Here is a 20,857-nt window from a genome sequence, read left to right as displayed (position 1 = left end):
TTGTTCTTATTTTATCGGAGTGCTTGCACAGTCGCAAGTGCCCCTGCTAAGTCTTCATAAATGATATTGCCAACGACAATCGTATCGGCGTACACTCCCATCAACCGAGCCGACTCTGCCCCATCGATGCCACCACCATAAAAGAGGTGTGCGTCCGGTAGCGCCAATCGAATTTCTTTCACGACGTCGACATTGCCAAGTCGTCCACTATATTCAATATAGAGGGAAGGGAGACGGAACAAATGATGCCCGACCTCGGCATACGCCACGGCTTGTTCTAACGATAAGTCGCATGTTGACTCCGTCACGTGCGCCACTTTTGCGTCTGGATTTAAGACGAGGTAGCCTTGTGCCGTGATATGACGGGAATCAAAGAAGTGTCCGTAACGCTCGAATGCGCGTGCATGATGTCCCACAATCCATTCCGGCGTTCCGGCGTTCAGCACGGTCGGTACAAAATAGTGATCGAATCCATCGATGACCTGGCTCGGTTGACTGATTTCAAGTGCGACCGGTAACCCGGCATCTCGGACTCTCGCGAAAAGCGCAAATGTATTTTCTGCATCAACACCGTCCGTCCCGCCTATCAGAAAGGCATCAGTGCCGGAGTGGATAAGCGCCTGGAGCGAATCCTCGTCGAGATATTTATTCGGATCTAGTTTAAATACGTGCCGCCATGACTGAAATTTCAATTCTTCCCCTCCCATCGAATCCTTCTCTAGTGTATCGATTTTTTACGTGACGTGCATCTCTCCAATAAAAAAGACTTGCCGAAGCAAGTCACGAACGTGCCGTACGATTCCGTTCCCGTTCCGTCAACCATTTCGCAACAAGCAATGCGAATAGCGCATATACTGGGACAAACCAGAGCGGATTCGCTAAAAAGAATCCGAGCACTGGAATATCAAGTAATGGCGAGTCTGGCGAACAGAGCGCTGTCCCATTGACGACCGCGATGAACGGCAAGACAGGAACGATAAAGACGTATCCAAAATTAATCCAAAAGGCTTTCATATGACAATCTCCTTATCCTAAGATGATTGATTCTTTCGGATAGTTATACATCCGCTTCGGTTGTCTCCGTTGCAAGATGAGAATGAAGGCGATGACTCCGATTCGACCGATGAACATGAGAATCGTCAGCACCCATTTTCCGACGTTACTGAATTCGGAAGATAGACCGACAGATAGTCCGGTCGTCCCGAACGCGGAACAAGCCTCAAATAAGATTCGTGTCAATGAGGCATCTTCGAAGTAAGCCATGACCATGACCCCAGATAATAAGACGGCAAGCGACACCGTAATGATGACGAACGCTTTCCAAATATCCTCGAGAACAATCTCACGCCCGAAAATCTTGATCGATGAGTCTCCGCGGATGAACGCGACGACACCAAGAACGGCGACGGCAAACGTCGTCGTCCGAATCCCCCCACCGACAGACGATGGAGAGGCCCCGATGAACATGAGGATCGATAAGAGCAACATGCTCGCTTCCGAGAACAAGTTGACATCGACTGTCGATAATCCACCGTTACGTGTCGTCACGGACTGGAATAGCGAGTCCGAAAGAGACAGCCAGAGCGGCAAATCTTTGAAGGCATTGTTGTACTCAAAAATGAATAAACCGACTGTTCCGACAGCAATCAAAATAAAGAATGTCGAGACTGTCAACTTCGTGAACAAAGAGAATCGACTTGGGAACGTGTGACGTTTCCGTGTAATACGACTCACCAAGTAAGTCCGAATCTCCACAAGAACCGGGAATCCGATGGCACCACCGGTCATGAGCGCGATTTGCGTGAAGATGACAAATGGATCTTCTCGGAATGGCGCGAGCGAGCTTCCGGTAATATCAAAACCGGCGTTCGTCGTCGCACTGACCGACCCGAACAAGCCTTGTAAGAAGGCTTCTCCGGCGGTATCAAAATAATTTAAGTAATGGACACCGAGCAAGACGGCACCAACCGCCTCGATGGCGATCACGGTGATGACGATTTCCGTGATGTATTTGACAATACCCGACATCGATGTCTGGTTTTGGTCACGTAAAATCAGTTGTCGTTCCCGAAATCCAATCCGTTTCCCAAGCAAAATCCACATGATTACATGCAAACTGATCAACCCGACACCGCTCACCTGAACGATGAACAAGATGATAAACAAACCAAACGTTGAAAATGTATCGGTGACCACGATCGGTGTAAGGCCGGTAACACTGACACAGCTCACCGCAAAGAAGACGAGGTCCGTAAATGTAATCGTCACACCTGGTTTGTGGGCAATCGGTAAGGCGAGGAGCAACACGGATAAAACGGCTGCCGCGCTATAAATCAACACGAGTGTTTGGACTGGTGTTAAATTTCGAAAGAACAATTGTAAGTTCCGCTTCATGAATTTTTGTTGCATCTCGCCCCTCCCCTCCATCAAAAACAAGATGACTCTTACGAGTCACCTTTTGTTTGTTGTAGACGTTCAAGAGCGAGATCATATCCGCCTGTCCCATAGTTCAAGCAACGTTTCACACGAGAAATCGTAGCCGTTGAGGCACCCGTTGCGTCCTCAATTTTGTGATACGTATTGCCTTCACGTATTTGACGTGCCACTTCTAGTCGTTGTGCAAGTGCTTGAATTTCATTAACAGTCGCTAAATCTTCGAATAATTGATAACAGTCTTCGAGCGTATCGAGCTTCAAAATTGCCTCAAACAATTGATCAAGCTCTCGACCTCGTAATTTATCGAGTTGCATCCGCAAGCATCCTCTCTACTCATACTTCTTTATCATTCTAAAGCAGGGGCGGCTCGGACTCAACTATTCATCGCAAAATCGCAGGAAATAGTACTTGTTTTTTCATGACTTCATAAATGCCGAGTGGAGTCGCCCGAACATACGGCAAGTGTGTGGATGCTAAAAACAGTAACGTGTAAATCGGATCCTCGAACTGATATCCTCGTGCCACAAGCTCATCACGCAGTTGTTTCTCTTGACCGATGAGCGTCTCAAGCGGCTCTGTCGACGTCATGCCACAGAGCGGTAATGGGATTTCGGCAACGATTTCTCCTCTGTCGACAAGGACGATGCCTCCCCCGAGTTCATTCATCCGCTCGAATGCCAGTAGCATATCCTGTTTACATTTTCCTAAAATCAAATAGTCCCCACTGATCGAATACGAACTAACGAGACCGCCAAAGTCTTTCGCAAATCCTTTCAGCACCGTGTTTAGTCGCCATTTTCCTTCCTTATCAAGCAACATCAAAAACGACTCGTCCTCATCGCGTGGCAATTCGTCCTGCCCTGTATCGTGCTTGATTTTAAACAGTTTCATGATGACCGAGTTGACCATGTCGAGACCGACGGGCATGCTAAATGACAAGTCTTGTGGTGTCAATTCAATCGAGACGTCAGTCGACGGCATCTTATCGAGTACCGCTTCCACCAATTCGTTCGGGAACAAGGACACACCATCTCGGTAAATCCATTGTCCTTTCGCGATGACAGCCGACGGGCGAGGTTCTTCGATTGAGTCAAGAATATTCAAGTGTGCGATGCGTCCTGGTGCAATCGAACCGAGAATATGATCGAGATCGAAATGACGCGCCACGTTGTGCGACACAATGCGATACGCTTCGATTGCCGGTAACCCTTCTTCTATTAAGATGCGAACGAGAGCGTCCTGCATCCCGTCTTCATAAAAGCCGGGAGTCGAACCGTCCGTTGTCACCATGAGATGATCGAACGCGGTTAATCCGTTCGCAAGCAGATCACGAATCATCCCTGGTAAGTCTGGTCGAATCGAGGAATGACGAAGCGTCGTCGTGTAGCCTAATTCGAGTCGGTTGAGCGCCTCTTCCGCTGTCATCGCCTCATGGTCGCTGTGTACACCCATCAACGCCATTTTAGTCAATGTCTTTGGTGAGGCACCTGGAAAGTGCCCTTCGACCGGTAGACCGCACGTCTCTGCGTCAAGCATCCACTGGAGCATCTCATCATCGCCCTTCAAGGCGCGCGGCCATGCCGTCAGTTCACCCGCCATCACGACGTCCGGATGATTGAACCATTCATGAATTCGTTCTGAATCGACGGCAACACTCTCTCGGTCGAGCTCGGTCTGCGTGTCGAGTCGTGCCCACCAATACGTGCTCGTCGGCAACTGTTGAATCGCTTCAAGCTGCGCAAACGCTTGCCCTTTTTCTTGTAAAAAAAGGAGCATGTTGTCATTGACGAGCGTCGTCGTTCCGCGCTCTCCTGCATACTTAGACAACGTCGCCGGATTGTACAATTGAAATGGGTGAGCGTGTGGTTCGATATAACCAGGCACAATATATTTCCCTGACACATCAACCGTTTCGACCGCCGATTCTGGTAGATCTGGACCGACATAGACAATTCGGTCTCCCTCAATCCAAATGTTCGCTGTTTTCCATTGTTTCACATATACGTTCAAATACGTCGCGTTCTGTAAAACGAGCGAAGGTGGTCGTACTCGATCTACGACTTCAAGTTGCGAGCGAATCATCACTTTCGACCACGGTGCCCGCGCCGTTCTTTTTGTTGGCATCGAACCCAATCCTCCCTTTTCCCTTTCAATGCTATTAAGAAATAGTTTTGAAAGCGTTTTCTTCCCCTGTTTCAAGTTTACCTTTTCTCTGAAAGGGTCGCAAGTTATGTTCCCTATTGTAACAAATTTCACATATATTTTTCACAAAAAAGGCGGCTCTCCGCATGAAGAGTCGCCTACATCAAATTTGAGTCATGACCGTTTTGCGTAAATAGTGATGCAGCTGTTCCACCGGAATCGGTTTACTGTAATGATATCCCTGGATGAGTGAACCACTATATTCTAATACGAAAGCCAGTTGTTCCGGTCGTTCGACCCCTTCCGTGACGATATCGAGGCCGAGTGTGTGGAACGTTTGATACAATCCTTCTAATAACGCTCGATCAAATTTGTTCTCGGGAATCCCCTTGACGAAATTCTGGTCAATTTTAATGATATCAAGACGTAGCGATTGAAGGTAAGATAGCGATGACGTGCCGACGCCAAAATCATCGAGTGATATTTTGACACCGATCGTCTTCAACGCTTGAATGAACTGTTGGAGTTCATATACATTCCCACCGACCTCGCTTTCTGTGATTTCTACATGCAATCGATGAGGTGGGAAGCTCGTTTTGGTGAGCGTTTCTTCTAGTGCCTCTAAAAATGACCCATCTAAAATCTGGCGTTTCGACACATTGACAGACAAAAATAAATCAAAGCGTTCCGCATAGTCTTGAATCTCCGTGATGGCTTTTACAAGTACCCATCTTCCCACATCCGAAATGAGCCCAAGTTGTTCGGCAACAGGAATGAAGACACCTGGGGAGACGAATCCTTTTTGAGGATGATGCCAACGAATTAACGCTTCTACTCCTCTCACTTGAAACGGTTTTGGTGAGACGATTGGTTGATAATACAATTCGAATTCGTCGTGACGCAGCGCATATCGCAAATCTCTTTCCATCTCGAGCGCCTGCAAGTAATGGCTCCCGTCTTCGATGTCCTGATAAGAGAGGATCTTGTCCTTCCCTGATGCTTTAACTTCGTGTAAGACGACATCGAGACGTGCCATCATGACCTCATAGGAATGATGGGAAGGTTCCAACTCATCAATTCCGATACTTAACGTCAGATGATTCATGCCTTGCTTTAAGCCCCACTCTCTTAAATCTTTCACCAATTGATTCGCAACGATCACTAACTCTTCGGTCGCCCATCCAGGGTGAATCATGATGAATTCATCAGCTCCGATTCGGGCAACAAAACCATCCTCTTTGTAAAACATCAATCGGGACGCAAAGAAGGTTAACATCGCATCACCCGTCCGTTGACCGAACTGGTCGTTGATTCGTCGGAAGTTGTCGAGGTCAATTCCCATCACACCGATCGAGTAGGACGTGTTCGGCAAGTTCATGAACATGTCTTCAACGGCCAAGCGGTTCGGAAGACGTGTCAGAGAATCTCGAAAGGCACGCGTCAATGATTCTTTCTGTGTCTGTTCAAGCGCATCTAATACTTCATTTATACTGACTGCCATCTCTTCGATTTCATCCTGCTGATGTGGATTTAAACGAATTCGTAAGCGACTGTTTCGCTCTTTCGTGATCCACTTCAATTCTTTAACGATGTCCATTAACCGTTTCGTGACGATTTGATTCACTGTCCAAAACAAGGTCAACAATAGTCCGAGACCGAGAACGAGAAGTCCAAGCATACCCGTTTCTAACATCGTCTGTGTGTTTGAATAATACGTACGCTTCACCGAAAAATTGACTTCCCAGTTCGCATCTTGATAGACCGACTGCAGTGGTAACGAGACACGGGCAAACTGATTGTCTTGCTCAATCGTCAATCGTTGATGCGAGAGTGGACTGATAGAAAGTTTCGTTTTTGCCTGTACGCTCATCGCCGCCATGAAGTCTGGACCAATTTTTTGAATGAGGACAAGCGTACCCCCAGGTTCCCCAGTTCCATCACTCTTTACGATCGGATGGCTCATGAACACGACGGGGCCGAAGTCTGTACCGTATACCGCACTTTGTGTGACTCCAGACGAGTTGACGTAACGCACCAGTTCATTTATGAAATCATTCATTTCATTCTTACTGTCCAACTCATAAAATTGATTGAATTCGGAGTAGACGACTTCTCGATTGTCATTGAGGAAAATCATCGCCCCGACCCCAAGATTGTCGAGCGTTTCTTTTCCCATATTGTTTTCAATAAACGACTCATTTTTGTTTTGAACGAAATCGTAGGCGTTTGTCCAGACCGACCAATCGACAAGGATGCGCTCGAGCATGCTTCGATGATTGGCGAACACTTCTGTCACGCTCTCGATTTGATTGTGGGTCATCGCCTTGTCCTGTTCAATGCTCTTCTCTACGAAATACGGTTTGATGACAAATAGAATGACGCCAATGAAGAGTACGATGTTAACGGCAATCGCAATGAATAGTTTTGTTTGAACACGCAGGTCGACCACCCTCTTTCCTCAAGCTACTTTATTATTGTAGAACAGGATATCGAGATTCCCTTTTTTTCGCATGAAAAAAAGGATGGGTTGACCCATCCTTCAAATAATCTGTGTGAACGCTCGCGACCCGATATCTGTCCGGTGGAACGTATCCGGCAAATCGAGTTGTGCGATGGCTTCATAAACGGCTGTCTTCGCTTCAAGTAGCGTCGGTTTCGTCGCGGTGACAACGAGCAAGCGACCACCGCTTCCAACGATTTGACCGTCTTGCTGTGCAGTTCCAGCATGGAAGACGAGAACGTCCGGCGGGAGCGCATCAAAACCAGACAGTACTTGCCCGGTGACAGGTCGGTCCGGATAACCTTTCGCTGCGATGACGACACCCATTGAATAGCCGTCGACCCATTCAATCGAATATGGCTCTTTGCGGATGACCGTTTGAATCACGTCGAGGAGCGGTGATTTCAAATTCGGCAAAATAACTTCTGTTTCCGGGTCACCAAAGCGAGCATTAAATTCAATCACTTTTGGTCCGCTCGATGTCAAGATCAGTCCGGCGTATAAGAATCCTTCAAACGGAGTTCCTCGTTTGACCATCGTTTGAGCGAGCGGTTCGAGAACCGTCTTCACCGCTTCGTCATACACGTCTTCTGACAAGTGTGGCATCGGACTGTAGGCGCCCATACCACCTGTGTTCGGTCCCTTGTCACCGTCATAGGCACGTTTATGATCTTGAGACGTAATCATCGGAATGACACGCTCTCCCGAGACGAACGCCATGAGTGAAAACTCCTCCCCCTCAAGGAACTCTTCGATGACGACCTGTGACTGTTGACCGAATTTATCCGTAGTGAAAATATCACGTACCGCAGCTTCTGCCTCTTCCACTGTGAACGCGACCGTGACACCTTTACCAGCAGCAAGACCGTCGGCTTTAACGACGAGCGGTGCTCTAAGTTTCTGAATATAGGAGAGCGCCGATTCTGCGTCAGTGAACGCTTCGTACGCTGCTGTCGGAATCCCTGCCTCCATCATGACCTCTTTTGCGAACGCCTTGCTTCCCTCGAGCAAGGCCGCTGCTTTTGTCGGTCCAAAGATGTTTAGTCCTTTAGCACGGAACGTATCGACGACCCCTGCCATCAAAGAAGACTCCGGTCCGACAATCGTCCATTCGATGTTCGTTTCTTCTGCGAACTGTACAAGTGCCTCGACGTCTGTCTCATTGATCGATACACATGTCATACCTTCCATGAAGGCGTTACCTGGTGCAACGAAAACGTGATGTCCGTCTTGTTTTAATTTCCATGCGAGCGCATGCTCGCGTCCTCCTCGACCGATGACCATTACGTTCATGACGCGAACCCCTCTCAGTGTTTGAAATGTCTGACCGATGTGAACACCATTGTAATACCGTGACGGTTTGCCGCTTCAATCGATTCGGCATCGCGGATCGACCCACCTGGTTGGATGATGGCTGTAATGCCTGCCGCTGCTGCCGCTTCGACCGTGTCTGCCATTGGGAAGAACGCGTCACTTCCAAGCGCTGCGCCAGTCGCACGTTCACCTGCTTGTTCGAAAGCGATTTTTGCAGCTCCGACGCGGTTCATCTGTCCCGCTCCGATTCCAATCGTCGTCTCATCTTTCGCTACGACAATGGCGTTTGATTTCACGTGTTTGACGACGCGCCATGCGAGTTTCAAATCTTCCCATTCGGATGCTGTCGGGCGACGGTCCGTCACGATTTGGCAAGCTGCATCATCGAGTGTCATGTCGTCCCCATCTTGTACGAGTAATCCTCCAGCGACAGCTGTTAAGCGCATCCCTGTCATTTGACCCATATCCAACGTTAATAGACGAAGATTCTTTTTCTCTTTCAATCGTTCAAGTGCTGCTTCACTAAAGGATGGAGCAATGATGATCTCTAAAAAGATGTTACGAAGGGCATCTGCCGTTTCTACATCGACTTCGCGGTTCAAGGCAACGATCCCACCAAAAATAGAGACCGGGTCAGCCGCATGTGCACGCTCGAACGCCTGAGAAATCGTCCGTCCTACTGCGACACCACATGGGTTCATATGTTTGACGACGACAGCAGCCGGTTCGTTCAATTCGCTGAGTGCTTCAAGCGCCGCGTTCGTATCCTGAATGTTGTTATACGAAAGCTCTTTCCCGTGAAGTTGTGTCGCATTCGCAAGTGTCATCCCATCATACAATGGCGTCTTATAGAACGCTGCTTGTTGGTGCGGGTTTTCTCCATAACGAAGGTCTTGAACTTTTTCATACGTGACCGTCAACTGTTCTGGGAAGGGTTCCCCGATTTGACGCCCTAAATAATCGGCAATCAATGCGTCATAAGCAGCCGTATGACGGAACGCTTTCGTTGCGAGACGTTGACGTGTCTCAAATGATGTACCGCCTCCACGTACCTCATCTGCAACAAGTGTATAGTCACTTGGGTCGACGACGACTGTTACGCTCGCATGGTTTTTCGCAGCCGAACGCAACATGCTCGGTCCACCGATATCGATATTTTCAATCGCTTCTTCATACGTCGTATTTTCTTTTGCGATTGTCTCTTTAAACGGATAAAGATTGACGACCACGTAATCGATTGGTTCGATATCATGGTCTTTCATTTGAGCGACATGTGTATCGAGGTCGCGACGTCCGAGTAATCCGCCGTGAACGAGTGGGTGTAACGTCTTGACACGACCATCTAACATTTCTGGGAACGATGTCACCTCAGAGATGTTTTTGACCGGTAAACCGGCTTGTTGGAGTGCCGACTCGGTCCCTCCTGTCGAGATGAGTTCGATGCCCGCCTCATGTAGGACAGTTGCTAGTTCCACAATTCCTGTTTTATCAGAAACACTTAATAATGCTCTCACTTGAAAACCTCCTGTTGATTCAACACTTGTTGTAATACGCGCGGATACAGTTGATGTTCAATCGCTTGAATACGTCGTGTTGCCTCGGCACGATCGCATCCTTCAATCTCGACTGACGCTTGCGCGATGATCGGACCCGTGTCCATCCCCGCATCCACATAATGAACCGTCACGCCACTCGTCGACACGTTTGTGTCAAGCGCCTGACCAATCGCGTCTTTCCCCGGAAAGGCGGGCAAGAGTGAAGGATGAATGTTTATGATTCGGTTCGGATATGCGGATAGTAACACATTTCCAATCAAGCGCATATACCCTGCCAACACAATATAGTCCACTCGAAGCGAATCGAGAAGGACGAGGATTTCTTCCTCGAACTCCTCTTTAGACGCATACGTTTTCGGTGTGAAGGAAAAACTTGGAATCTCATAACGCTCCGCACGGTCGAGAACCGTCGCTTCTGGCTTGTCCGTGACGAGTAGCACGCATTCCGCTGATAATTGTCCATCGGCAATCGCCTGCCAAATGGCTTCTGCGTTACTCCCCGACCCTGATGCAAAGATGGCAAATCGTTTCATTGGTCCACTCCTGAGATTCGGATTCCTGGACGACTCTCGACTTTCCCGATTCGATGCGCTGTTTCACCGACACGTTCGAGCGCCGCTTCGACCAGTTCCACATCTTCAGGACGTACCGTAATCATATAACCAATGCCCATGTTGAAGACGTTGAACATTTCCTGTTTCGAGATGTTTCCGACTTGTTCGAGCCAGTCGAAGACAGGAAGGCTTGGCCAACTCGATGCATCGAACGTGATCCCGAGTCCTTCCGGTAACATACGAGGGACATTCTCATAGAAGCCACCACCTGTGATGTGTGCCATTCCTTGTACTTTACCTGTCGAAATCGCCGCTTTCGCCGCTTCAGCGTAAATGCGTGTCGGAAGAAGCAACGCGTTCCCAAGTGTTGTATCGAGCATCGCAATTTCATCCGTATAGTGAAGACCTTGCGCTTCGACGATATGACGTACAAGAGAAAAACCATTTGAATGAACCCCTGAAGAAGCAAGCCCTAGAACGACATCTCCATCCTGAATCGTCGAACCGTCGAGTAAGTGCTCTTTCTCAACGACCCCGACCGCAAACCCGGCAATGTCATACTCCCCATCCGGGTACATTCCAGGCATCTCAGCCGTTTCTCCTCCGACGAGGGCACAACCTGCTTGAACACATCCTTCAGCGACCCCGGCGACGATGCGCTCGAGTTTAGCCGGCTCTGCTTTTCCTGTCGCGATATAGTCGAGAAAATAGAGCGGTTCTGCTCCATGAACGAGGCAATCGTTGACGCACATCGCGACGCAATCAATTCCAATCGTGTCATGTTGGTCGAGCGCGAAAGCCAACTTCAGCTTCGTCCCGACCCCATCCGTCCCACTCACGAGAATGGGATGTTTCATGTTCATCGAGCCGAGATCAATCATCGCCCCGAAACTACCGAGTCCTGTCATTACTTCTGGACGCATCGTCCGGGCAACATGACGTTTCATACGGGATACGGCCTCGTACCCTGCTTCTAAATTCACACCCGCTTGTTCATATCGAACGCTCATCGGTTTTCCCCCTTAAGCCTTTGTCTCTGTCACGAGTTCTGCAAGTTCAGTCGGATAAAGTCCCGTGAAGCATGCAGCACACTGCCCGCGTAACGCTCCTTCGAATGGACGATCGATGGCTTCGACCGTTCCATCTAATGTGAGGAACGCTAGTGAATCGGCACCAATCTCTTCTCTAATTTCTTCAATGGATTTGGTTGCCGCAATTAACTCTTCCTTCGTTGATGTATCGATTCCGTAATAGCATGGATGCTTGATTGGCGGTGACGTGATGCGCACATGCACTTCCGTCGCGCCTGCCTCTCGAAGCAAAGTGACGATTCGACGGCTCGTCGTTCCTCGGACGATGGAATCATCGACCATGATGACCCGCTTCCCATTCACGACACCGCGTAACGCCGACAGTTTCATCTTCACGCCGCGCTCCCGTAATTCCTGAGAAGGTTGAATGAATGTCCGTCCGACATAACGGTTCTTAATAAGTCCCATCTCGTATGGGATTCCACTTGCTTCGGCATAACCGATTGCCGCGGAAATACTCGAGTCCGGCACCCCCGTCACGACATCCGCTTCGACCGGTGCTTCTTCGAACATCTTTTTCCCCATGGCTTTACGCGCCGTATGCACGTTGATTCCATCGATGATCGAGTCCGGACGTGAGAAGTAGATGTATTCCATCGAACACATCGCTCGAACTGCCGCTTCACTGAAGCGTTCAGATGTGATGCCTTCATTCGTAATCATGAGTAACTCACCTGGTTCAACATCTCGGACATACGTCGCTCCTACGACGTCAAACGCACATGTCTCTGATGCGAAAACGTACGCACCGTCTTCCGTCTGCCCGAGTGACAAAGGACGTAACCCATGAACGTCGACTCCGACGTACAGGGCATCTTCCGTCAAAAATAAGAAGGCGAATGCTCCAACGAGACGAGCCAAACTATCTGCAATGCGTTCTTTCAATGAATTACCGCGACTCCGCTTAATGAGATGGGCCACGACTTCCGTGTCGGACGTCGTCTGGAAAATCGCACCTTCCGCTTCGAGCATATGTTTCAACTCAGTCGCATTCACAAGGTTTCCGTTATGCGCCATCGCCAAATCACCTGTCAACGATTTGAAATGGAGCGGTTGAACGTTCTCGAGCGTGTTGCCGCCCGCTGTCGAGTAGCGTACGTGACCGATCGCATGATTCCCGGTGAGTGCGTCAAGAGACGTTTCGTCAAATACTTCGGTGACGAGTCCAAGTCCACGTTTCGCGTGGAGACGCTCTCCGTCTGCCGTTACGATTCCCGTTCCTTCTTGGCCACGGTGCTGCAAACTGTGAAGTCCGTAGTAGGCAAGGTGTGACGCTTCGATGTGACCGAACACACCGAAGACGCCACATTCCTCGTTCATGCCTCGGATGTCATATAACATGGAATAGCTCCTTCCCATACACGTTCCAACTCTTGCACATCCATTTCAATCAAGCGATCGCTCGCTCGAACAACAACAGTTGCCGCTTCTGTGACCGTACCGATTGCCGTTCCGTTCGTCATGCTCGCGAATGCCTCTGCTTTTGTTTGGTCGACTGTCACGAGGAAGCGTGACTGGGATTCACTAAATAACGCAGTGACGAGTTCTGTATCGATTGTGACGTCGACACCAAACCCTGTTCCGAAAACAAGTTCTGGTAACGCTGCCGCAAGACCACCTTCTGACACATCGTGTGCCGCCGTGACAAGACCTTCACGAATCGCTTGAAGTAATGCTTTCTGTGTCTGACGCTCTTCCTGAAGGTCGAGTGTCGGCGCATGTCCGCTCACTTTTCCGTCTTGGAGCATTTGAAGGGCACTGCCACCAAATTCTGCTTTTGTCTCTCCGAGTAAGAAGACGACGTCTCCGGCTTGTTTCGCAAACGATGTCGTAATATGCTCTGGCTTCTCAATGAGACCGACCATTCCAACGACCGGTGTCGGATAAATGGCTTGTCCGTTCGATTCGTTGTACAACGATACGTTTCCACCAATGACAGGTGTATCGAGCGTCCGGCACGCTTCCGCCATTCCTTCAACGGCTTGGTCGAGTTGCCAGAACCCTTCCGGTTTATCCGGGCTGCCGAAGTTGAGACAGTCCGTCAAAGCAAGAGGCTCTGCACCACTTGCGACGATGTTACGTGCCGCTTCAGCGACAGCGATTGCCCCACCGACACGCGGGTCGAGATAGACGTATTTCGCGTTACAGTCGGTCGTCATCGCGAGCGACTTCTCCGTCTCACGAATGCGGATGACTGCGGCATCACTGCCCGGTGCGACGACTGTCGATGTTTGAACCATATGGTCGTATTGCTCATACACCCAACGTTTCGAAGCGATACTTGGCATCGCAAGGACGTCTTTCCACGTTGCCATCACATCTTCGACGATTGGTGTAACAGGACTCATGGCTTGGAAAGCTTCGTAGTAGGCTGGTACTTTTGAAGGTTTATGATAGACAGGAGCGTCTTCTGCGAGCGCGTCGACCGGTACTTCGGCTGCAACTTCTCCTTGGTGAACGAGGCGAAGCACTTTCTCTTCGATGACCTCGCCGACTTTGATCGCGTGAAGTCCCCACTTCGTCACGATCGCTTCAATCTCGTCTTCATGTCCAGCTTTGACAACGAGAAGCATCCGCTCTTGTGATTCCGATAGCATCATCTCGTAAGGCGTCATGCCTGTCTCACGTTGCGGGACGAGGTCTAAGTTCATCTCGATCCCCATGCCGGCTTTTGAGGCCATCTCCGCTGAAGAAGATGTCAATCCAGCTGCCCCCATGTCTTGAATCCCGACGAGCGCCGGGTGTTTGATGACTTCGAGACACGCTTCAATCAATAGCTTCTCCATGAACGGGTCTCCGACTTGTACGGCTGGACGCTTTTCGTCCGCGTCTTCCCCGAGTTCTTCAGAGGCAAATGTGGCACCATGGATTCCATCGCGTCCTGTCGTCGCTCCGACATACATGACCGAGTTTCCGACACCTTCTGCGATTCCTTTTTGAATGTCTTCATGACGGATAAAACCGACACACATCGCATTGACGAGTGGATTTCCAGAGTAAGCCGGGTCAAAGGCGACTTCGCCACCGACAGTCGGGATACCGACACAGTTTCCGTAACCGGCAATGCCTGACACGACATGACCGAATAAATGTTTCACACGTGATTCGTTCAAATCTCCGAAACGGAGTGAGTTCAATAATGCAATCGGACGGGCACCCATCGAGAAGATGTCACGGATGATTCCGCCCACCCCAGTCGCCGCCCCTTGATAAGGTTCAATCGCTGACGGGTGGTTATGACTCTCGATTTTAAAGGCGACAGCTTGACCGTCTCCGATATCGACGATTCCCGCCCCTTCTCCTGGTCCTTGTAAGACGTGCTTTCCGGTTGTAGGAAACTTCCGGAGCACAGGTTTCGAGTTTTTGTACGAACAGTGTTCAGACCACATGACCGAGAAGAGACCGATTTCTGTATAGTTTGGTTCCCGGCCAAGCAGTGAGACGACGAGTGCGTATTCGTCGTCCGATAATCCCATCGTGGCATAAATCTTTTCATCGCGGATTTGCGTAGCTGTCGGTTCAGTTGTAAGTAACATGTCGTGCCCCCCATTTTACAATTGACGTGAATAACCGTTTACCGTCTTCCCCACCGAGCAATGCTTCGACCGCACGCTCTGGGTGTGGCATCATGCCGAGTACGTTTCCTGCTTCGTTCGTGATGCCGGCGATATTTTCGACCGATCCGTTCGGGTTCTCTTTATAGGTGAACGCAATCTGACCATTTGCCTTCAATGTCTCGAGTGTCGCCTCGTCACAGTAGTAGTTGCCCTCACCGTGTGCGATTGGCACGCGAATCGTTTCCTGTGCCGCATAGTCACTTGTGAACATCGTCTCGTTATTTTCAACGACGAGTTCGACAGTCTTACACATGAATTTCAAATCACGATTTCGCATCAACACGCCTGGGAGGAGTCCCGCTTCGACAAGTACTTGGAATCCGTTACATACCCCAAGCACCGGACGTCCTTCTTCTGCGAAACGTTTTACCTCCGCCATAATCGGTGAAAATTGGGCGATTGACCCGCAACGCAAGTAATCTCCATATGAGAAGCCACCTGGTAAGAGCACCCCATCGAACCCTTCAAGTGAGGTTTCTGTATGGAACACGTATTCCGCTTCTTCCCCGAGCACGTCTTTTACCGCGTGATACATGTCGAGGTCACAGTTTGATCCTGGAAAGACGATGACCGCGAACTTCATGCAAGTACCCCCATCTCGATTTCATAATTCTCAATAACCGTGTTGACGAGTAATTTCTCACACATCTCTTTGACCATGCCTTCTGTCGTTTCGTCAGCGACCTGAAGCTCGATGACTTTCCCGATGCGGACCGATTCAATTCCAGCGAATCCAAGATGCTCAAGTCCGCCTTTCACAGCTACTCCTTGTGGGTCGAGTACACTTTCACGTAATGTCACATACACGTTTACTTTTTTCATTGTCCATTTCCCCCTATGCGTGTTAACAATTGTCCATACGTCTCAGTCAAAGAACCTAAATCGCGACGGAATACGTCCTTATCCAACTTTTGTTTCGTCTCTTTGTCCCACAGTCGGCACGTGTCTGGTGAAATCTCATCCGCTAAGATGATGGTTCCGTCCACTTTCCCGAATTCTAGTTTGAAATCAATCACGTCAATGCCATGTTGACCGAAGAAATCGAGTAATACATCGTTTACCCAAAGGCCAAGTTGTCGCAATGTTTCGACTTCTTTATGTGTAGCGACTTGCAACAAACGGATATGGTCTTCTGTGAGGAGTGGATCCCCAAGAGCATCATCCTTATAGTAGAACTCGACAATCGGTGCAAGGAGCGGTGTCCCTTCTTCCCAACCGAGTCGTTTCGCCAGGCTTCCAGCCGCTACGTTTCGGACTACCACTTCTAACGGAATGATGTCGACACGGCGTACCAACTGTTCTCGCTCTGAGATTCGTTTGATAAAGTGCGTCGGAATCTTGTTGTCATGCATCAATTCGAACAGCTGTGTCGTGATGGCGTTGTTCAGGATCCCCTTCCCATCTATTGACTCTTTCTTCTCTCCATTGAATGCTGTCGCATCATCTTTGTAATACACGCGAAGCACACCCGCTTCTTCTGTCTCAAATAACGCTTTCGCCTTGCCTTCATAAATTGCTTTCATCTGAACCGTCCCCCTTAAAAGTGAGAGGGGCATATCGCCCCTCAACGATTACAAACCACAGCGTTCAAAAATTGTATCGACACGGCGTACGTGATAACGCGGATCGAACAATTCATCGAGCTCTTCACTCGTAAAGAGTGCGCCCATTTCTTTGTCCTCTTCAATCAATGTTCGGAACATCGTCTCTTCTTCCCACGCTTGCATCGCCTTCGGTTGAACCGCGTCATATGCAGCTTCACGCGACCAGCCTTTCTCGATGAGACCGAGTAGAATACGTTGCGAGAAGATAATCCCAAACGTACGGTCCATGTTGCGACGCATGTTATCTGGGAAGACCGTCAAGTTCTTCACGATATTGCCGAAGCGATTCAACATATAGTTGAGAAGAATCGTCGCATCCGGAATAATGATGCGTTCTGCTGACGAGTGCGAGATGTCACGTTCATGCCAAAGCGGAACGTTTTCGTAAGCCGTCATCATATGACCGCGAATGACACGCGCAAGACCCGTCATGTTTTCAGAACCGATTGGGTTTCGTTTATGCGGCATCGCCGACGATCCTTTTTGCCCTTTTGCGAAGAACTCTTCCACTTCACGTGTCTCTGTCTTTTGAAGACCGCGAATCTCGGTAGCCATCTTTTCAATCGATGTCGCGATCAATGCGAGCGTCGACATATACTCGGCATGACGGTCACGTTGGAGCGTCTGTGTCGAGATCGGTGCGGCTTGGATGCCGAGCTTGTCACACACATATGACTCGATGAACGGGTCGATATTCGCAAACGTCCCGACGGCTCCACTCATTTTCCCAAACTCAATCGTTTCGCGTGCTGCCATGAAGCGTTTCTTGTTTCGCTTCATTTCTTCATACCAGAGGGCGAGCTTCAAACCGAACGTTGTCGGCTCTGCGTGCACACCGTGTGTCCGTCCCATCATGATGTCATATTTATGCGCTTTCGCTTTTTCTGCAAGAATGCCGATGAAGCGATCTAAATCGGCTTCTAAGATGTCATTTGCTTGCTTGATTAAGTACGAGAGCGCCGTATCGACGACATCCGTCGACGTCAATCCGTAGTGTACCCATTTCTTCTCTTCCCCGAGTGTCTCTGAGACCGCACGCGTGAACGCAATCACATCGTGACGCGTCTCTTGTTCAATTTCTAAAATACGATCAACATCAAACGATGCTTTGTCCCAAAGGACTTGTACATCTTCTTTCGGGATAATCCCAAGTTCACTCCAAGCCTCACACGCGTAAAGCTCAACTTTTAACCAAGCCTCGAACTTATTTTGATCAGTCCAAATGTTCGCCATCTCTGGGCGGGTGTAGCGTGAAATCATAAAACGGTCTCCTTCCAAATTGCCAGTTGTTCGATGGTATGAAGCGCATCCTCGACTGTGTCACCGAGAACATTCAAGTGTCCCATCTTGCGGCCCGTCTTCGCTTCATCTTTTCCATACAGATGTAGTTTAACATTCGATGGCAATGCTTTGACATTGAGTCGTTGCATATGTTCGCCGAGAAGATTGACCATGACGACCGGAGTGGTCAGTGTCGTTCGTCCGAGACGCATCCCCGTCACGGCTCGAATGTGTTGTTCAAATTGTGAGGTCTCACATGCATCAATCGTGTAATGTCCAGAATTATGTGGACGTGGTGCGAGTTCGTTTACGTAAAGGCGACCATCTGGCATGACAAACAACTCGACAGCGAGTGTTCCCATCAACCCGATGTGGTCTGCGAGTTGAAGTGCGAGATGTCTCGCATCTTCTTGAATCTCATCAATGACACGAGCCGGTACGATGGATAGATGTAGAATGTTGTTATGATGAATATTTTCACTGATTGGGAACGTCGACGTTTCTTCTTCTCCACGTGTCACAATGACCGAGATCTCTTTTTCAAACGGCAACCAAGCTTCAGCGACATATTCTTGTTCCGTGAACTGTTCAATGAATGCCTGAACATCCTGTTCCGTCCGAATGACTGTTTGGCCTTTTCCGTCATAGCCGAAGCGACACGTTTTGACGACAAATGGCAATCCAAGCTTCTCTTTCGCCTCCCGAACATCTCGAACGGTACGGACTGAAACATAAGGTGCGACTCGTAGTCCCGCAGATTCAATCATTTGTTTTTCTAAGATGCGATGTTGCGTCGCTTTCAATACATCCATTCCTTGTGGACATTTTTCTTCAATCGCAGCAATCATCTCTGTGTCGATATTCTCAAATTCGTATGTCACGATGTCAGAACGGTCGGCGAGTTTCTTTGCGGCGTCGACATCATCAAATGAGGCAACAATTGAATCTGCCACTTGAGCAGTCGGTGCATGTGGGTTTGGATCGAGACAAAGTGTCGTATACCCCATTGCACTCGCACTAAGAGACATCATCCGTCCAAGTTGTCCTCCACCTAAAATTCCGATTCTCATCAGACCAACTCCTCCGTTCCTCGCATCGCCATCTCTTGTTTCTTCTCCCGAAATGCATCAAGTCGATTTGTAATGTCTGTGGAGTGAATGCTAAGAATTTGAGCAGCAAGTAATCCCGCATTCGTTGCTCCCGCTTTACCAATCGCAACAGTTGCTACTGGAACTCCTGCAGGCATCTGAACAATCGAGAGTAGCGAATCCATTCCATTGAGAGCTTTAGACTGAACTGGGACACCGATGACAGGAAGTGTCGTTTTCGCAGCTACCATTCCAGGGAGGTGGGCTGCTCCACCAGCACCCGCAATGATTACTTGAATGCCTCTGCCTCGTGCCTCTTCAGCATATTCGAACATAAGGTCTGGTGTACGGTGAGCTGATACGACTTGTTTTTCATATGGAATCTGTAACTCATCTAACATGTCACATGTATGTTTCATCGTCTCCCAGTCAGATGAACTACCCATGATTACTGCAACTACTACGTTCATTCCAAATGTCCCCCTTACAAAAAGAAATCCCTAAACCGAGCAATCAGTTTAGGGTATAGGCATGACAAATACACGTCAGCTACACCCCATAGTCTGATCAGAATCGGTGATCAGGTAGAAACTTGCAAGCCATTTCCTTGCGATTATATGGAGCACTATTTATTTTTCCTATCTCACACGCCTATCGTACCTTGTTCTTTGAAAACATGTCAATAAACTGCGAACATTTTAATTTTCTGAATATTTATCGTTCGCTTTTTGGATATAAGAAGAATCTTCTCTATGTATCCTGTATTCTATTATAAAAGGGGGAGTTAGATGAATTACATATCGAGTCTTCGGGAAGTGATTGGCAACCGTCCAATCATCAGCGTTGGAGCGACCATTTTGGTCATCAACCAAAAACAAGAGGTACTGATGCAATTCCGATCGGATACACTTGACTGGGGTTTACCAGGAGGATCGATGGAGCTCGGAGAAACGTTGGAAGAAGTCGCTGCACGAGAATTAAAAGAAGAAACTGGACTTTTCGCTAAGCAATTTGAATTCATTCAAGTCTTTTCCGGACCGGATGGTTACTTTAAATATCCGAACGGCGATGAAACATACGGTGTCATCCATTTATATCAGGCAAAAGGAGTACATGGAGAGCTTCTGATGGAAGACGGTGAAAGCCTGGCTCTTGAATACTTTAGTAAAGAGAACCTTCCTAAAAAGATAGAGAAACGCGCTCAAACTTTATTGGATGCGCTTGGAGACCGATGCTTTGAACGCAAGCATTCATTTTAAGATATAAAAAAGCCGTCACACAGATAGTGTGACGGCTTGGCATTAGGATTCTTTAGGATTCTTTAGAGACGCATTCAAATAAAATCGATTGATGGGAATGGACAGGTTCATCTTTGGCTCCCGTTTGCTCAAAGACGGGCTTTTCAATGCGGCGTATAGGACGATAACCCATTTCATTGATCCGATCTAAACATTCGCTGACCGTTTCATTTGGTTCGACATATACTTTGATCTTCTTAGCCATTTCTTACGTCCTCTCTTCCACTAGACTAAATCGATGATAAGAAAAAACGGCGGCCCTTGAGCGAATGCTCCAGAACCACCGTTTGCCTGGCAACGTCCTATCCTCACAGGGGGAGATCCCCCAACTACTTTCGGCGCTGAGACGCTTAACTTCCGTGTTCGGCATGGGAAC

The 20,857-nt window shown here is 48.8% G+C and carries 20 protein-coding genes, 1 rRNA gene and 1 riboswitch; of the genes, 1 reads left to right on the top strand and 20 read right to left on the bottom strand.

Translation table 11 applies throughout. The features are described from left to right. Window positions 1-11 precede the first annotated feature (11 nt). The 18 genes from pcrB to purE form a co-directional block, all read right to left on the bottom strand. A complete protein-coding gene (gene pcrB, locus KNO86_RS12545) occupies window positions 12-692 on the bottom strand; it encodes a heptaprenylglyceryl phosphate synthase (RefSeq protein ID WP_214696735.1) in 681 nt (226 codons plus the stop codon). Between the two features lie 88 nt (window positions 693-780). Continuing rightward, window positions 781-1,014: a hypothetical protein gene (locus KNO86_RS12540; RefSeq protein WP_214696733.1), complete on the bottom strand. Its 234-nt coding sequence runs from the start codon at window positions 1,012-1,014 to the stop codon at window positions 781-783. A gap of 12 nt (window positions 1,015-1,026) precedes the next feature. After that, window positions 1,027-2,409, bottom strand: a complete 1,383-nt coding sequence (locus tag KNO86_RS12535) for a TrkH family potassium uptake protein (RefSeq protein WP_214696732.1) — start codon at window positions 2,407-2,409, stop codon at window positions 1,027-1,029. Window positions 2,410-2,444: 35 nt separating this feature from the next. Next, the gene (locus KNO86_RS12530; RefSeq protein WP_026826878.1) at window positions 2,445-2,750 is read right to left on the bottom strand and encodes a YerC/YecD family TrpR-related protein; all 306 of its coding nucleotides are present in this window, start codon (window positions 2,748-2,750) and stop codon (window positions 2,445-2,447) included. Window positions 2,751-2,817: 67 nt separating this feature from the next. Then, window positions 2,818-4,560 (bottom strand): adenine deaminase C-terminal domain-containing protein, encoded by a 1,743-nt coding sequence (locus KNO86_RS12525; protein ID WP_214696730.1) that lies wholly within the window; start codon window positions 4,558-4,560, stop codon window positions 2,818-2,820. Between the two features lie 181 nt (window positions 4,561-4,741). Further along, window positions 4,742-7,027 (bottom strand): bifunctional diguanylate cyclase/phosphodiesterase, encoded by a 2,286-nt coding sequence (locus KNO86_RS12520; protein ID WP_214696728.1) that lies wholly within the window; start codon window positions 7,025-7,027, stop codon window positions 4,742-4,744. A 90-nt stretch (window positions 7,028-7,117) separates the two neighbouring features. After that, complete coding sequence (gene purD / locus KNO86_RS12515) at window positions 7,118-8,371, bottom strand: phosphoribosylamine--glycine ligase (protein ID WP_214696726.1); 1,254 nt, start codon at window positions 8,369-8,371, stop codon at window positions 7,118-7,120. Window positions 8,372-8,385: 14 nt separating this feature from the next. Next, entirely contained in the window at window positions 8,386-9,906 is a 1,521-nt protein-coding gene (purH, locus tag KNO86_RS12510) for a bifunctional phosphoribosylaminoimidazolecarboxamide formyltransferase/IMP cyclohydrolase (protein ID WP_214696724.1), read from the bottom strand. Continuing rightward, window positions 9,903-10,481 (bottom strand): phosphoribosylglycinamide formyltransferase, encoded by a 579-nt coding sequence (gene purN / locus KNO86_RS12505; protein WP_214696722.1) that lies wholly within the window; start codon window positions 10,479-10,481, stop codon window positions 9,903-9,905. The genes purH and purN overlap by 4 nt, the downstream gene beginning before the upstream one ends. Next, the gene (purM, locus tag KNO86_RS12500) at window positions 10,478-11,512 is read right to left on the bottom strand and encodes a phosphoribosylformylglycinamidine cyclo-ligase (protein WP_214696720.1); all 1,035 of its coding nucleotides are present in this window, start codon (window positions 11,510-11,512) and stop codon (window positions 10,478-10,480) included. The genes purN and purM overlap by 4 nt, the downstream gene beginning before the upstream one ends. A gap of 12 nt (window positions 11,513-11,524) precedes the next feature. After that, a complete protein-coding gene (purF, locus tag KNO86_RS12495) occupies window positions 11,525-12,934 on the bottom strand; it encodes an amidophosphoribosyltransferase (RefSeq protein WP_214685454.1) in 1,410 nt (469 codons plus the stop codon). Beyond that, window positions 12,910-15,129, bottom strand: coding sequence for a phosphoribosylformylglycinamidine synthase subunit PurL (gene purL, locus KNO86_RS12490; RefSeq protein ID WP_214696718.1), 2,220 nt, complete (start codon window positions 15,127-15,129; stop codon window positions 12,910-12,912). The genes purF and purL overlap by 25 nt, the downstream gene beginning before the upstream one ends. Beyond that, the gene (gene purQ, locus KNO86_RS12485) at window positions 15,113-15,793 is read right to left on the bottom strand and encodes a phosphoribosylformylglycinamidine synthase subunit PurQ (RefSeq protein ID WP_214696716.1); all 681 of its coding nucleotides are present in this window, start codon (window positions 15,791-15,793) and stop codon (window positions 15,113-15,115) included. The genes purL and purQ overlap by 17 nt, the downstream gene beginning before the upstream one ends. Further along, a complete protein-coding gene (gene purS, locus KNO86_RS12480; RefSeq protein ID WP_214696714.1) occupies window positions 15,790-16,032 on the bottom strand; it encodes a phosphoribosylformylglycinamidine synthase subunit PurS in 243 nt (80 codons plus the stop codon). Before purS ends, purQ begins: the two co-directional genes overlap by 4 nt. Continuing rightward, window positions 16,029-16,733, bottom strand: a complete 705-nt coding sequence (purC, locus tag KNO86_RS12475; RefSeq protein WP_147536348.1) for a phosphoribosylaminoimidazolesuccinocarboxamide synthase — start codon at window positions 16,731-16,733, stop codon at window positions 16,029-16,031. The genes purS and purC overlap by 4 nt, the downstream gene beginning before the upstream one ends. A 48-nt stretch (window positions 16,734-16,781) precedes the next feature. Continuing rightward, the gene (purB, locus tag KNO86_RS12470; protein WP_214696700.1) at window positions 16,782-18,074 is read right to left on the bottom strand and encodes an adenylosuccinate lyase; all 1,293 of its coding nucleotides are present in this window, start codon (window positions 18,072-18,074) and stop codon (window positions 16,782-16,784) included. Continuing rightward, window positions 18,071-19,165 carry a 5-(carboxyamino)imidazole ribonucleotide synthase gene (gene purK, locus KNO86_RS12465; RefSeq protein ID WP_214696698.1) on the bottom strand — a complete coding sequence of 365 codons (1,095 nt, stop codon included), beginning with the start codon at window positions 19,163-19,165 and terminating at the stop codon, window positions 18,071-18,073. The genes purB and purK overlap by 4 nt, the downstream gene beginning before the upstream one ends. Further along, window positions 19,165-19,653, bottom strand: coding sequence for a 5-(carboxyamino)imidazole ribonucleotide mutase (purE, locus tag KNO86_RS12460; RefSeq protein ID WP_214696696.1), 489 nt, complete (start codon window positions 19,651-19,653; stop codon window positions 19,165-19,167). The genes purK and purE overlap by 1 nt, the downstream gene beginning before the upstream one ends. A gap of 69 nt (window positions 19,654-19,722) precedes the next feature. Further along, window positions 19,723-19,824, bottom strand: a riboswitch (purine riboswitch). Window positions 19,825-19,971: 147 nt separating this feature from the next. On the opposite strand from purE, the gene KNO86_RS12455 reads away from it, so the two are divergent. Next, window positions 19,972-20,442, top strand: a complete 471-nt coding sequence (locus KNO86_RS12455) for an NUDIX hydrolase (protein ID WP_214696694.1) — start codon at window positions 19,972-19,974, stop codon at window positions 20,440-20,442. A 52-nt stretch (window positions 20,443-20,494) separates the two neighbouring features. Here the strand turns inward: KNO86_RS12455 and KNO86_RS12450 are convergent, their stop codons facing one another. Both KNO86_RS12450 and rrf read right to left on the bottom strand, forming a co-directional pair. Further along, window positions 20,495-20,686, bottom strand: coding sequence for an NETI motif-containing protein (locus KNO86_RS12450; RefSeq protein WP_015880702.1), 192 nt, complete (start codon window positions 20,684-20,686; stop codon window positions 20,495-20,497). A gap of 84 nt (window positions 20,687-20,770) precedes the next feature. Then, a 5S ribosomal RNA gene (gene rrf / locus KNO86_RS12445) occupies window positions 20,771-20,857 on the bottom strand; the annotation flags it as partial.

Origin of the sequence: Exiguobacterium sp. s160 (assembly GCF_018617575.1) — a bacterium.
Lineage (GTDB): Bacteria > Bacillota > Bacilli > Exiguobacteriales > Exiguobacteriaceae > Exiguobacterium > Exiguobacterium aestuarii_A.
This window is presented reverse-complemented; position numbering and strand designations above follow the sequence as displayed.

Bases quoted from the DNA above. Each gene is read 5' to 3' on its own strand.
- purL (WP_214696718.1), bottom strand. From the start codon at position 15,129: ATGTTACTTACAACTGAACCGACAGCTACGCAAATCCGCGATGAAAAG.
- purB (WP_214696700.1), bottom strand. From the start codon at position 18,074: ATGATTTCACGCTACACCCGCCCAGAGATGGCGAACATTTGGACTGAT.
- purK (WP_214696698.1), bottom strand. From the start codon at position 19,165: ATGAGAATCGGAATTTTAGGTGGAGGACAACTTGGACGGATGATGTCT.
- purF (WP_214685454.1), bottom strand. From the start codon at position 12,934: ATGTTATATGACATCCGAGGCATGAACGAGGAATGTGGCGTCTTCGGT.
- KNO86_RS12455 (WP_214696694.1), top strand. From the start codon at position 19,972: ATGAATTACATATCGAGTCTTCGGGAAGTGATTGGCAACCGTCCAATC.
- KNO86_RS12450 (WP_015880702.1), bottom strand. From the start codon at position 20,686: ATGGCTAAGAAGATCAAAGTATATGTCGAACCAAATGAAACGGTCAGC.
- KNO86_RS12535 (WP_214696732.1), bottom strand. From the start codon at position 2,409: ATGCAACAAAAATTCATGAAGCGGAACTTACAATTGTTCTTTCGAAAT.
- KNO86_RS12525 (WP_214696730.1), bottom strand. From the start codon at position 4,560: ATGCCAACAAAAAGAACGGCGCGGGCACCGTGGTCGAAAGTGATGATT.
- purQ (WP_214696716.1), bottom strand. From the start codon at position 15,793: ATGAAGTTCGCGGTCATCGTCTTTCCAGGATCAAACTGTGACCTCGAC.
- KNO86_RS12530 (WP_026826878.1), bottom strand. From the start codon at position 2,750: ATGCAACTCGATAAATTACGAGGTCGAGAGCTTGATCAATTGTTTGAG.
- purC (WP_147536348.1), bottom strand. From the start codon at position 16,733: ATGAAAGCAATTTATGAAGGCAAGGCGAAAGCGTTATTTGAGACAGAA.
- purM (WP_214696720.1), bottom strand. From the start codon at position 11,512: ATGAGCGTTCGATATGAACAAGCGGGTGTGAATTTAGAAGCAGGGTAC.
- purN (WP_214696722.1), bottom strand. From the start codon at position 10,481: ATGAAACGATTTGCCATCTTTGCATCAGGGTCGGGGAGTAACGCAGAA.
- purD (WP_214696726.1), bottom strand. From the start codon at position 8,371: ATGAACGTAATGGTCATCGGTCGAGGAGGACGCGAGCATGCGCTCGCA.
- purE (WP_214696696.1), bottom strand. From the start codon at position 19,653: ATGAACGTAGTAGTTGCAGTAATCATGGGTAGTTCATCTGACTGGGAG.
- KNO86_RS12540 (WP_214696733.1), bottom strand. From the start codon at position 1,014: ATGAAAGCCTTTTGGATTAATTTTGGATACGTCTTTATCGTTCCTGTC.
- purS (WP_214696714.1), bottom strand. From the start codon at position 16,032: ATGAAAAAAGTAAACGTGTATGTGACATTACGTGAAAGTGTACTCGAC.